6 protein-coding genes are annotated in these 12,682 nt (G+C 74.6%); 3 read left to right on the top strand and 3 right to left on the bottom strand.

All coding sequences use genetic code 11. From position 1 onward, the window contains the following. Window positions 1-13: 13 nt before the first annotated feature. Together IE274_RS00750 and IE274_RS39195 are read right to left on the bottom strand one after the other, a co-directional pair. Window positions 14-1,963 (bottom strand): VMAP-C domain-containing protein, encoded by a 1,950-nt coding sequence (locus IE274_RS00750; RefSeq protein ID WP_190113562.1) that lies wholly within the window; start codon window positions 1,961-1,963, stop codon window positions 14-16. Further along, window positions 1,960-2,484 (bottom strand): CU044_2847 family protein, encoded by a 525-nt coding sequence (locus tag IE274_RS39195; RefSeq protein ID WP_229909066.1) that lies wholly within the window; start codon window positions 2,482-2,484, stop codon window positions 1,960-1,962. The genes IE274_RS00750 and IE274_RS39195 overlap by 4 nt, the downstream gene beginning before the upstream one ends. A gap of 233 nt (window positions 2,485-2,717) precedes the next feature. Between IE274_RS39195 and IE274_RS00740 the strand changes: the two genes are divergently transcribed. Beyond that, entirely contained in the window at window positions 2,718-6,515 is a 3,798-nt protein-coding gene (locus tag IE274_RS00740; protein WP_190113561.1) for a S8 family serine peptidase, read from the top strand. A gap of 237 nt (window positions 6,516-6,752) precedes the next feature. Here IE274_RS00740 and IE274_RS00735 read toward each other — a convergent pair whose 3' ends face one another. Further along, entirely contained in the window at window positions 6,753-8,315 is a 1,563-nt protein-coding gene (locus IE274_RS00735; protein WP_190113560.1) for an acyl-CoA synthetase, read from the bottom strand. Between the two features lie 219 nt (window positions 8,316-8,534). Here IE274_RS00735 and IE274_RS00730 point away from each other — a divergent pair, with 219 nt between their 5' ends. Both IE274_RS00730 and IE274_RS00725 read left to right on the top strand, forming a co-directional pair. Then, complete coding sequence (locus IE274_RS00730; protein ID WP_229909065.1) at window positions 8,535-11,000, top strand: glycosyltransferase; 2,466 nt, start codon at window positions 8,535-8,537, stop codon at window positions 10,998-11,000. Then, window positions 10,997-12,292: an acyltransferase family protein gene (locus IE274_RS00725; RefSeq protein ID WP_190113559.1), complete on the top strand. Its 1,296-nt coding sequence runs from the start codon at window positions 10,997-10,999 to the stop codon at window positions 12,290-12,292. Before IE274_RS00730 ends, IE274_RS00725 begins: the two co-directional genes overlap by 4 nt. Window positions 12,293-12,682 lie beyond the last annotated feature (390 nt).

The raw sequence follows: 12,682 nt of genomic DNA, 5'->3' as shown, positions 1-12,682 counted from the left end.
CGGTACGGGACGGTCAGGTGACGGGGGAGTGCAGCGGGGCGGCCGCCGCGTCCGGGAAGCAGCGCGGGTCGTCCCACAGGAGCTGGATGTCCCGGGCCCAGTGCAGCTCGGGTTCGTCGGCGGCGTCGGCGCTCTCGCGCAACGCCAGGACGTGGCGGGGGAGTTCGGCGGGCGGGAGCAGGGAGAGGTGGGCGGCGAGCTGGTCGAGGAAGGCGGCGCCGGGGCACGGGGGTGCGGCCGCGGTGCCGTCGGCGTCCGGCGCGGCCGCGGTGGTGCGGTCGGCGGGTCCGGTGTCCCCGCCGCCCCCGGTCCCTGCGGCAGTCCCCCTGCCCTCGTGCTCGCACCCCACCCGCGCCCACAGCAACACCGGCGCGGGCGCGTTCAGCGACACCTCGAAATGCTGCTTCACCCGCGCCGCCTTGGGCGGCGAGGCGAACCCCGCGAGGTCCACGTCCCCGCTCCGCAGCCGGAAGCGCAGCTTGTTGGGCTGTTCCCCGTCGGTGCACCCGACCCGGTGCACGACCGTCGTGGACTTGCCGTCGAGCCGCTCCCACGTGCGCGTGAGCTGGTGGCGCAGGCCGCCCGCGCGACGCGCCCGGTCGGTCACCACCAGGGGGTACGAGCAGCCGAGGGGCGTCGGGTCGTCGGCGCTGCGCTCCCAGCGGGCCACGGGCTCGTTCAGCCACTCCCGGGGCAGTACGAAGGTGATCAGCTCCTCGGCGTCCGGCGCGAGTTGGCCGAAGGCCTCGTCGATGAGCTCCTGGACGTACGGCCGTACCCGGCCCTTGGCCAGCGTGCGCGCGCCCACCGGGTGCCGGTGCCCGTCGCGGCACGCGGACACCTCGACGAGGACCTGGTCGTCACCGGCGCCGCTGCGGGCGAGTTCGACGAGGATGGGGGACCAGGGGGAGGGGGCGCGTCCGGGCCGGTGCCGCGCTGACGGGGGCTCCGGTGCCGCTGCCGCGCCCGGCACTTCGGGGGTGCGCCCGTCTCGTCCGCGGGCCGCGTCCCGTAACGCGTACGCGCCCACCTCCCGGGAGTCCGGTAACTCGGCCCCGCCCCCCGCCTCCCCCGACTCCCCGGCCTCGGCCCCGCCCCCCGCCGCCAGCCCCGCAAGCCGGTCCGCGAACCGCTCCACCGCCCCCGGCACGTCCACCTCCGAGAGCACGTACCAGGCCGCCGACCACAGCGACGTGAACCCGCCCGGCGGCACCGGCGGACCCAGGGGCCCGACCGCGTCGAGGTAGAGCCGTTCCGGCGCCCACGCGGCCGCCGCCGACCGCCCCGCCGCCGGACCCGCCTTCTCGGCGTCCGCCACGAGGGCGCGCAGCCGGTGCCGGGCCGTGCGGCCCCGGCCGGGGACGGGGATCAGCTCGGCGAGGCGCGGCCAGTAGCGGGCCATGACCGGCGCGGGCAGCATCCGCCCGTTGCGGACCCCGGCCGCCCCGGCCACCGCCGACACCATGCCGACGACGAGCCCGCTGTCGGCGAGGGTCACGGCGGCGCCGCTGAAACCGGGCGCGAGGGGCTGGCCGTGCGCGCTCCAGGCCTCCAGCTGCACCCATTCGTCGGCGATCAGCTGGGCGGCGGTGGCGCGGTACTCGGCGATGGTGCCCTCGGCGTACCCGCGCGGGAAGCCGTAGGCGACCAGCCGCGGGCGGGGCTCCAGGTAGGCGTCGTCGGGGGCGGCGAAACCGGCGGGCGGAATGGGCACGGCCCGGTCGAGTTCGAGGACGGCGAGGTCACCGGAGTGGTCGTCGCGGCCGCTCCAGCCGCCGTGCGCGCCGACGACGGCCGCGACCGCGCCGAGTTCCCTGCGGTGCGGGAAGGAGACGGCGACCCCGGCCGCGGCGCTGTCCCGCACGACGTGCGCGCAGGTCAGCACGTGCCGCTCCGACACGAGGAACCCGGCGCCGGTCTCGCGTCCGCACTCCACCCGGGCGTGCCAGGCCGTACTGCTCATGAGGCGGGCGTGGGCTCTCCGTTCGAGGCCGCGTTCCCTGAGTTCCCCCGGGCCTCGGGTGCGGTGGGCCCTGAGTTCCCCCGGGCCTCGGGTGCGGTGGGCCCTGAGTTCCCCCGGGCCTCGGGTGCGGCGTTCCCAGAGTTCCCCCGGGCCTCGGGTGCGGCGTTCCCAGAGTTCCCCGAGTTCCCCGAGCCATCCGAACGCCCCTCCGGCGACCACGAGAGCCGCACCAGCAGATGCCCCTCCCCGGACCCCTTGACGATCACCGCCCCCGCCTCCGCCGTCATCCGTACGCCGAACTCGATCTCCACGGAGTCCGGCGCGAGGTCGCCGTCGCGGAACACCCGCAGGGCCGACTCGGCGGCGGTGCGCACCGGCCCCAGGGAGGCCTCGAAGGTGCGGGCGGCGAGGGCGGGTCCTTCGCCGCGCGACACCAGGCGGGCGCCCGAGCCGTCGTCGTCGACGTCGGCGAGCACCACGTGCGCGCCGCCTTCCGTCGTGAACTGCACCAGACCGTCCATGTCGCCCCCGTAGAAAACCGGTGTGTGCCCGTTCGCCGCTCGCTCGCCGCTGGTTCGCCACTCGCTCGCTGCTCGTTCGCCGACATTCTTGCCGACCCGCCGACCTGGCGGGAAGCCGCCCTGGCAGCTTCCCGCCAGTCCCCGGCAACTCTCCCGCAACACCACGCGGCTGACACTTCTTCGCAGCACCCGGGCCACCCCCCACCCGGAGCCGACGAAGAGAGGTCGCCTTGATGCCGAGACCCCGAAGCGCCCCCAGAGACCGTGGCAGAGCCCGCGGCGCCCGTCTCAGAATCCTGCCCGCCGGACTCGCCCTGGCCCTGCTCCCGTCCGGCCTCGCGGCGACCGCCACCGCCACCCCTGCGGCCGCCGCCCAGGTGGCCGACGCCACGGCCCAACAGCCGCGTGGCGCGGGGAAGTCCGCGGGCCCGAGGACCGTCACCCTCATCACCGGCGACGAGGTCACCGTCACCTCCCTCGGCGGGGGCAGGCAGACCGTCACGGTGGAGCGGCCGCCCGGTGCGAGCGGGGCCGTCCGCACCTCCGTGGTCGACGGGCACGTCACCGTCGTACCGGACGAGGCGCGGCCTCATCTGCGCGCGGGCGCCCTGGACAAGCGGCTGTTCGACGTGACGGAGCTGCTGCGGCAGGGCGTGGGCCGGGGCGGCGCGAAGGCGACGACGCCGGTGATCGTCACGTACGACACGGCGCGGACGGCGCGGAACGCGCGTGCCCCGCGGGGTACGGACAAGGTGCGCTCGCTGCCGAGTGTGCGCGGGACCGCGCTCAAGGCGGCGCGGGGCACGGCCTTCTGGCGGGCCCTCACCTCCGGGAAGGGCGGGGCGGCAGCCGGGGACGGCGCGGCCGTGCAGGGGAGCGGTGGTCACTTCGGCGGAGGCATCGCGAAGATCTGGCTCGACGGCCGTGTCGAGGCGGACATGGCCGAGAGCAACGCCCAGATCGGTACGCCCGAGGCCTGGGAGGCCGGGCTCACCGGGAAGGGCGTGCAGGTCGCCGTCCTCGACACCGGCGCCGACCTCACGCACCCCGACCTGAAGGACCGGATCGGCGCGACGAAGAGCTTCATCCCGGGCCAGGAGGTCGCCGACCGCGGCGGCCACGGCACCCATGTCACCGCCACGGTGGGCGGCAGCGGCGCCGCGTCCGACGGCAAGGAGAAGGGGGTCGCGCCCGGCGCGGACCTCGCCGTCGGCAAGGTGCTCAGCGACGAGGGCTTCGGCAGCGAGTCGGAGATCATCGCGGGCATGGAGTGGGCCGCGAAGGACGTGGACGCCAAGATCGTGTCCATGAGCCTCGGTTCGACCGAGGCCAGCGACGGCACCGACCCGATGGCCACCGCCGTCAACACCCTCACCAAGGACACCGGCGCGCTCTTCGTGATCGCGGCGGGCAACACCGGCGCGCCCCAGTCGATCGGCTCGCCCGGCGCGGCCGACTCCGCGCTGACCGTCGGCGCCGTCGACTCCGCCGATGAGGCCGCGTACTTCACCAGCCAGGGCCCCCGCTTCGGCGACAACGCCCTCAAGCCCGACCTGTCCGCCCCCGGCGTCGACATCCTCGCGGCCCGCTCCCAACTCACCGCCGGGGAGGGCTACTACACCTCCATGAGCGGTACGTCGATGGCGACCCCGCACATCGCGGGCGTCGCCGCGCTGCTCGCCGAGCAGCACCCCGACTGGACCGGACAGCAGCTCAAGGACGCCCTGATGTCCAGCTCCCGGGCGCTGGACGCGTCCGTGTACGAGCTGGGCGCCGGACGGGTGGACGTGCCGTCGGCGATCGGCGCGAAGGTCACCGCGACGGGCGGCGCCGACTTCGGCTTCCACCGCTGGCCGTACGAGGACGACAAGCCGGTGTCGAGGACGGTGACCTACACCAACTCGTCCGCCGCACCCGTGGAGTTGACACTGGCGACGCGCGGCGCCGCCGACGGCGTGGTCACCCTCGCCGACACGAAGCTCACCGTCCCCGCGCACGGCACGGAGTCCACGACCGTGACCGGCGACGGAGCGAAGGCCCCCGTCGGTGCCACCAGCGGCGCGGTCGTGGCGAGCGCGGCCGGCAAGGAGGTCGCCCGGACGGCGTTCGGCCTGGTCAAGGAGGAGGAGCGGTACACGCTCACCGTCAAGGTCAAGGACCGCGACGGCGCCGCGACGCCCGCGGACCTGGTGGTCCAGCCGCTGACGAAGGGCGCGGACCCGTACCCGGCGACGGTAGGGGAGTCCGGCGAGCTGAAGCTCCGCCTGAAGCCCGCGACGTACGCCCTGTCCTCGTTCCTGGACGTACGCGGCGCACACGGCGAGGACTCCCTGGGCCTCGGCTTCCTGGCGGCCCCCGAGATCACCCTGAACAGAGACCGTGAGATAACCCTGGACGCCCGCACGTTGCGCGAGATCAAAGCCAAGGTGCCGCGCAGTGCCGAGACCCGCCAACTCGTCATGGAGTACGACCGCACGGCGAACGGCTCCGCCTACCAGGGCGCCGTGCAGGTGCCGGTGAAGTACGACAGCGTGTTCGCGGCGCCGACGGCGAAGGTGGCCGAGGGGCGCTTCGAGTACCGCACGGTGTGGCGCCTCGGCAAGCCGCTCCTGGACGTCGAGGGCATCGGCGAGGCCGTGGCGCAGCCCGGCTCCACCCTGGGCACGGGCCGCTCGCGCCTGAAACTGGTCGACGCGGGTGACGGCTCGCCGTCCGCGTACGAGGGAAAGAACGTACGGGGCAAGGCAGTTGTGGTGACCCGCAAGGGCGGGACCGGCCAACTGACCCCCTCGCAGCTCGCGCAGGCCGCGCAGGACGCGGGCGCGAAGGCGCTGTTCGTGACGGACGACGTGCCCGGCCGGCTGAACGCCTGGTTCGGCACGGACGACAACGCGGACCGGCCGCTGCGGATCGCGACGGTGAACGCGGCGGACGGCGCGAAGCTGCGGGACGCGGCGCGGCGGGGCCGCTCGGTGGAGTCCGAGTCGACCCCCTACACCCCGTACGTGTACGACCTGGAGGACGGCCACGAGGGCGCGATTCCGTCCCGCGACCTGACGTACAGCCCTTCGGCACGCGAACTGGCCGTGATCCCCACCAAGTTCCACGCCCCCACCCGCCGCACCGAGCCGGGCGGCGAGTTCCGCTACTCCCTCACCGACACGTTCGAGATCGGCCTGGGCTTTCCCGAGCGGATCTCCTACCCCGCCACCCGCACCGACTACGTCGCCGCGGGCAAGGGCCGCCACTGGCACGAGTCCCTGCACTACGGCCCCGACGCCGTGGAACAGCGCAGCGGCCTGGTCGACTACCGCCCCGGCAAGCGCACCCCCCGCGACTGGTTCAAGCCGGTCTGGCACCCCTGGCTCGGCACCGGCCTCGGCTGGGGCCAGCAACGCAGCGGCGACAACCTGGACTTCAACGCCCCCGGCTGGGGCGATTCCGGCCCCGACCACACCGGCTTCGGCGACGTCTGGAACGACGACTCCCTGACCCAGACCACCGCCGTCTACGCCGACGGCACACTGGTCGACCGCCGCACCAGCTCCGGCGTCTACGTCACGGGCGCGGCCCCCGAGGAGCGCCCCTACAAGCTCGTCACCGACACCACCATGGACCCCGCCCGCTGGCGCCTCGCCACCAAGGCCCACTCCGAGTGGACCTTTCGCTCGGCCCGCACGCCCGACGACCGCAAGACGTTCCTGCCGTTGCTGAACCTCGGCTTCGACGTCCCCACGGACCTGTCCGGCGACGTCCGGGGCGGGCGGACCGTGCCGGTCGGCATCTCCGCCGAGTATGTTCAGGGCGCCGTCGGCACGGGGCGCATCGGGGCCGCGGCCCTCTCGGTCTCCTACGACGACGGCAAGTCCTGGCAGGACGTCCGCCTGTCCCGGGACGGCCGCTCGCCCGCCTGGACGGGCAAGCTGAAGGTCCCCGGCGCCGCGGAGGCGATCTCCTTCCGGGCGTCGGTGCGGGACGACCGGGGCGGGTCGGTGTCGCAGGAGGTGGTGCGGGGGGTGGGGGTGCGGTAGCCCTCGCGGGGGCTCCGGTCCCGCCCCTTCTCCGAAACCGGGGCGCCGCCCCGGACCCCGCTCCTCAAACGCCGGAGGGGCTGTCTCTAGCCCGTCGTGGGGGTCCCCCTGCTCCTTGAGAGCTTGGGGGAGTTTGAGGACGAGGCGCGGAGCGTCGACAAGCGGGGGCCCAGGGGGCGGCAGCCCCCGGTTTCGGGAAGGGGCGGGACGGGGGAAAGCCCCGCAGGGCCCCCGGCCTCAGCCCTTCCCCAGCGCCCGCTTGAGGATCTTCCCCATGTCATTGCGCGGCAGCGCGTCCACGAGGTGCAGGACCCGCGGCCGCTTGTGGGGCGCGAGGCGGGCGGCGACGTGGGTCGCCAGGTCGTCGAGGGTCGGGGGAAGGGCGGGGTCGGCGGGGGCGATCCAGGCGACGACACGCTCGCCGAGGTCGGGGTCGGGCTCCCCGGTGACGGCGGCCTCGCGGACGGCGGGGTGTTCCAGGAGCGCGTTCTCGATCTCACCGGCGCCGATCTTGTAGCCCCCGCTCTTGATGAGGTCGGTGGCCTTGCGCCCGACGATGCGCACGTACCCGTCGGCGTCCCGCACCGCCATGTCCCCGGTGCGGAACCAGCCGCCGGAGGCGAAGGCGGCCTCGGTCGCGTCGGGCCGGTTGAGGTAGGAGGTGAAGAGGTTCGGGCCGCGGACCTGGATCTCGCCGACCGCCTCGGGCCCCGCGGCAAGCGGGATCTCGGCCTCGGCCTCGTCGACGAGGCGGAGTTCGACGCCGGGCAGCGGTACGCCGACGGTGCCCGCGCGCGGTTCGCCGTCCGCGCGGACGCTGGTGTTCATCAGCGTCTCCGTCATGCCGTACCGCTCGACGACCCGCCGCCCCGTCGCGGACGCGATGCGCTCGTGGTCGTGGACGGGCAGCGCCGCCGAGCCCGAGACGAGGAGTCGCGCCCCGGACAGGGCCTTCACCAGCTCCGGCTCGGCGGGCAGCGCCTCGGCGATCCGGTGGTACATCGTCGGCACCCCGAACAGCATGGTCCCCCCGGCGGCCAGCTCCCGGGCCACACCCTCGGTGCTGAACCTGCCCAGGTGCCGCACCGAGCCGCCGCGCCGCAGCGGGCCGAGGACGCCGAGGATCAGGCCGTGCACGTGGAAGAGGGGCAGGCCGTGCACGAGGACGTCGGCGTCGGTCCACTGCCAGGCGTCCTCCAGGGCGTCCAGGGTGGTGGAGATCGCCCGGCGGGACAGGACGGCGCCCTTCGGGGGGCCGGTGGTGCCGGAGGTGTAGACGATGAGGGCGGGGGAGGAGGGGTCCAGGACCGGGGCGGCGGCAGCGCCCGCGGCGTCCGCGTCCGCCGAGCCCGCGCCCGCCGAGCCCGCGTCCGCCGAGCCCGCGCCCGCCGAGCCCGCGCCGTCCACGCCCGCCGAGCCCCCGCCCGCGCCGCCCGCAGGGACCTCCACATCCAGCCGCCCCACACCCTCAAGAACCCCCGGCAACCCGTCCCCCGCCCCCGCGAGCACCAGCGACGGCGCGCTGTCCGCCACGATGTGGCCCAGCTCCGCCGCCCCCGACTTCGGGTTCAGCGGCACCGCGGGCACCCCGGCCCGCAGAGCCGCCACCACGGCCACCGCCGTCTCCAGGGTGGGCGTGGCCCAGACGGCCACGCGGGTCGCGCCCGCCGCGGTGAGGCGGGCGGCGAGGGCGGTCGTGGTGGCGGCCAGGTCGGCGTAGGTCAGGGCGCGGTCGCCGAAGGTCACGGCGGGGGCGGGGCCCGGCGTGGTCAGGGCGGGGAAGAGGGGCTCGGAATCCACGGGTCGTACTCCTCGGTGTGTGCACGGCGACTTAATGAGAGCGTTACGCCGCCGAAGGTGCGGTGTCACAGTGATCGTTGAGGCTGAAGTGGCCGTTTGTCCCTGGTGTGCGGGGCCGTTCGGCGATCGACAAGTCAACACCCGGTAGCCGGTGGGCGGCAGTCCGCCGCCCGTGCTCCGGTCGACTCAACCGGTCCTCCCCCCACAATCCGAAACAGGATGGGACCACACACTTTGCTCACTTCGCACTCTTCATCCGGATCCACTCCGACCTCAACCCCTACCGCCCCCACACCGGCCACGCCCTCGGGCACCACCAACTTATCCACCGCCCCACTCCCCCATGCCCCCGGCCGTATCCTCGCCGTCGCCGCCCCGGGCCCCGGCCGCGAACAGCTCACCCGCACCCTGGAGTCGAGCGGCTACGAGGTCGACCACACCGTCCCCGGCGCCATACACCCGCACATACGCCAGACCCCGCCGGACGCCATCGTCGCGCTCGACGACGGTCCCGGCGGGCGGCGCTGCGGGGGCGACGTCATCACGGAGGTGCGGTCGCAGCCGGCCGGGCAGGTGCTGCCGCTGGTCCTGGTGGGCGCGGCGGCGCGCGAGCCCGCCGCGGTCGCCGACCTGCTGCGGCGGGGCGCCGACGACTGCCTGCCGAGCGGCTGCGCGCCCGTCGAACTGTCGGCGCGCATCGCGGCGAAGCTGCACCGCGTCCCCGTACCGGTGGAGCAGCTCCTGCGCGATCCGCGGACGGGGCTCTACTCCGGGCCGCACTTCATGGACGAGCTCGACCGCGAGCTGCGCCGCCCGGCGGCCGCGCGGCGCGGCGGTGTCCTCGCCGTCGTCGGGGTCGCCGAGATGCCCGCCCTGGAGAAGCGGCTCGGGCCGCGCGTGCACCGGGAGGTCGCCGAGCGGCTCGCGCAGGTCGCGGGCGGCACCGCCCCCGCCAGGGCGGGGGCGGGAGCCCGGGGCGGCCTGGGGAGCGTCTGCGACCGGCTGGGCTGGGACGACGACGGGCATCTGCTGGTCCTGATGCCCGGCGTGGACGAGGAGAGCGCCCGGCAGGACCTCGCGGCGTTCGCGGCGTCGGTCGCGGGCACCCGGTTCGTCGTCGCGGACGAGAACGTCCGGCTCACCCCGGCGATCGGCTTCACCCCGCTCACCGCGTACGAGGACGCGGGCGGCCACGAGGCGGCCGCCCGCGAGGCCACCGACGAGGCCCTGCGCCACCGTGATCTGCGGCCGGTGCGCTGGGAGCCGTGGATGCGGGCGAGGGCGCAGGACGGGCCCCGGCACGCCCGCGCCCGCGTGGGCCTCGCCGCCCTGCGCTCCGCGCTCACCCCGCTCCTCTCGCCCGTCCTGATGCTGCTCCTCGGCGTCGGCGTACCGTTTCTCCTGTACCAGCAGGCGTACGACCGACTCGGCTGGGACGTGGCCGCGTACGCCTACTGGGTCGTGGTCGCGGGGCTCGTGGCGTCGGCGCTGCTCATCGTCCTGGAGTGCCTGTTCGCGCTCGACGCGCCGCCGCGTCCGGCCGCCGCCGCGCAGCCGTACCCGCCCGCGAGCGCGGTCGTCGCGGCGTACCTGCCGAACGAGGCGGCGACGATCGTCGACACCGTCGAGTCCTTCCTGCGCCTGGAGTACCCGGGCGAGTTGGAGATCGTCCTCGCCTACAACACCCCGCACCCGCTGCCCGTCGAGGACACCCTGCGCGAGGTGGCGCGCCGCGATCCGCGGCTCGTGCTGCTGCCCGTCGCGGGCTCCACGTCCAAGGCGCAGAACCTGAACGCGGCCGTGACGCGGGTGCGCGGCGAGTTCGTGGGCGTCTTCGACGCCGACCACCACCCGGCGCCGGACGCGTTCCGGCACGCCTGGGACTGGCTGTCGAACGGCTACGACGTCGTCCAGGGGCACTGCGTGGTCCGCAACGGCGACAGTTCGTGGGTGGCGCGGATGGTCGCCGTCGAGTTCGAGGCCATCTACGCCGTGAGCCACCCGGGCCGCACCCGCCTGTACGGCTTCGGGGTGTTCGGCGGCTCCAACGGCTTCTGGCGCACCGATGTCCTCGCCCGCACCCGGATGCACGGCTCCATGCTCACCGAGGACATCGACTCCACCCTCCGGGCCCTCGGCGCGGGCGCCCGCATCGCCATGGACCGCACCCTCATCTCGCGCGAACTGGCCCCGACGACGCTGCGGCCGCTGTGGAACCAGCGCTCGCGCTGGGCGCAGGGCTGGCTCCAGGTGTCGCTGCGGCATCTGCGCGCGGCCCTGCGGTCGGAGCGGTTCACACCCCGTCAGAAGACGGGCCTGTGGGTGCTGTTGGGGTGGCGCGAGGCGCAGCCCTGGCTGACCCTGCAGATCCTGCCGGTGCTGCTGCACGCGGCGTGGCGGGCGGGCGGCGCGGACAAGCTCGACTGGGCGGTGCCGGTGTGCCTGCTCGCCGCGGCTCTCACGCTGTCCGCCGGGGTGGTGCAGGCCGCCTTCGCGTGGCGGCTCGCGGTGCCCGAACTGCGCCGCAGGAAGGCCTGGTTCTGGCGCTATCTCCTCGTCACCACGGTCTTCTACACCCACTTCAAGAATCTCGTGGCCCGGCAGGCGCATCTGAAGGAGGCGCTGGGGGAGCGGCAGTGGCGGGTCACGCCGCGCGCCGCGACGGCGGACGCGGAGGCCTCATGAGCACGTCCACCGCGACCCCTTCGGTCACGCTCACCAAGGAGCCCCCGCTCCCCGCCGAGCCCGTCCCCGAGCCCCGTACGGACAAGCCCGCCCGCGCCCGCGCCGTCGAACTCCAGGGCCTGCGCGGCCTCGCCGCCCTGAGCACCGTCGTCTTCCACGTGTGGCAGCAGTACTACACGTACGACGCCGCCGGGGCGCACCCGCCGGTCGACAACCCCTACCTCGGCGCGCTGATCTCCTTGGAGGTCATCGACCTGTTCTTCGTGATGTCGGCGTACCTGCTGACGCTGTCGTACGCGCGGGCCGCCATCGACGGCCCCACGGCGCGGGGGAGCGGGGTGCGGTCCGGCCGGGACTTCCTCTTCCGGCGGGCCGTCCGCATCCTGCCGCTGTACTTCCTGGCGGTCCTCGTCGTCTGGTCGAGCCGCAATCCGACGCTGCCCGGCGACTGGCGCGACCTGCTCGGCCATCTCACCTTCACGCACGTCTTCGACCGCGACCGGATCTTCTACACCCTCGGCCCCACCTGGTCGCTCTCCCTCGAAGTCGCCTTCTACCTGGCCCTGGTGGCCCTCGGGCCGCTCGCGATCCGGGCCTGCCGCCGCCTGGCCACGCGCCGGGCCCGGGTGGCGCTGTGCCTGTCGGGCTGCGGGGCGCTGTTCGTGGCGCCGGTGCTGTGGATCGCGGTCGCGCACCACGTCCTGGACGTGCCGTACACGAACTGGCCCGTGTACTTCGGCCCGCAGGCCCGCTTCGGCGGCTTCGCGGCGGGCATGGCGCTCGCCGTGCTGCTCGTGGCGCTGGGGGAGCGGGGCCGGGTGGACGCGCGGGTCACGACGCCGCTGGCGCTCGCCGCCCTCGGCGGTCTGTACGCGCTGTCGTACACCGCGGACCCGGAGAACGTCCCGCACACCTACTACCACCCGCTGGCCGCGCTGCTGTGGTTCGTGCTGCTCTTCGCGACCCTGCACCTGCGCGAGCGCGACGGCCGCCGCGTGCGGTGGCACGGGCTGCTGCGGGCCCGCTGGGTGACCGGCGTCGGCCTCATCAGCTACAGCCTCTACATCTGGCACGAGCCGGTGCTGCTGGAACTGGACCAGCGGGGGGTGCTGCCGGGCGGTCAACTCGGCTTCGCCGCCGGGACGTTGATCGTCGTCGCGGTGGCGGTCGGCGCGGGCACGGCGAGCTACTGGCTGATCGAGTACCCGGCGGGGCTGCTTGTGAAGGCGCGGGACGCGCGGGGCGCGCCGCGCGCGTTCTATCCGGAGCGCGCGGGCGGTACGACGCGCTGAACCCCGAGCCCCGCGTGGGCCGGACATGGCGGCGCCGCCTCCCCGTGGGACGAGGGGAGGCGGCGCCGCGGCTCGTTACCGCTGTCGGCTACGCGGCCGTCAGACCAGCCAGCCGACGAAGTGGACGACGCCGGCGAGGATGTCGGTGAGCAGGTTCATGGTGGCGCTTCTCCTTGGGACATGGTGGTGCGTGTACGAATGGGACCGCGCCAACTACGGTCTGCAGCCCGTCGCTTGCGCACCGTAAGCATCGTCAATCACACGCACCGCACGCAATCCCTGCGGCAACGACCACCTGTTCCAGGGAACAACTGCTCCCCTGTTCGTATGTCCCCGTGTGCGGCCGTCCTCCCGGCGGTCTGAGGGCGGGCCGATGCGTCCGCTCGCGTG

Source organism: Streptomyces flavofungini, from assembly GCF_014650815.1.
GTDB lineage: Bacteria > Actinomycetota > Actinomycetes > Streptomycetales > Streptomycetaceae > Streptomyces > Streptomyces flavofungini.
This window is presented reverse-complemented; position numbering and strand designations above follow the sequence as displayed.

Excerpts from the sequence above, each read along its gene's own strand:
- IE274_RS00750 (WP_190113562.1), bottom strand. The coding sequence starts at position 1,963 with ATGAGCAGTACGGCCTGGCACGCCCGGGTGGAGTGCGGACGCGAGACC.
- IE274_RS39195 (WP_229909066.1), bottom strand. The coding sequence starts at position 2,484 with ATGGACGGTCTGGTGCAGTTCACGACGGAAGGCGGCGCGCACGTGGTG.
- IE274_RS00740 (WP_190113561.1), top strand. The coding sequence starts at position 2,718 with ATGCCGAGACCCCGAAGCGCCCCCAGAGACCGTGGCAGAGCCCGCGGC.
- IE274_RS00730 (WP_229909065.1), top strand. The coding sequence starts at position 8,535 with ATGGGACCACACACTTTGCTCACTTCGCACTCTTCATCCGGATCCACT.
- IE274_RS00725 (WP_190113559.1), top strand. The coding sequence starts at position 10,997 with ATGAGCACGTCCACCGCGACCCCTTCGGTCACGCTCACCAAGGAGCCC.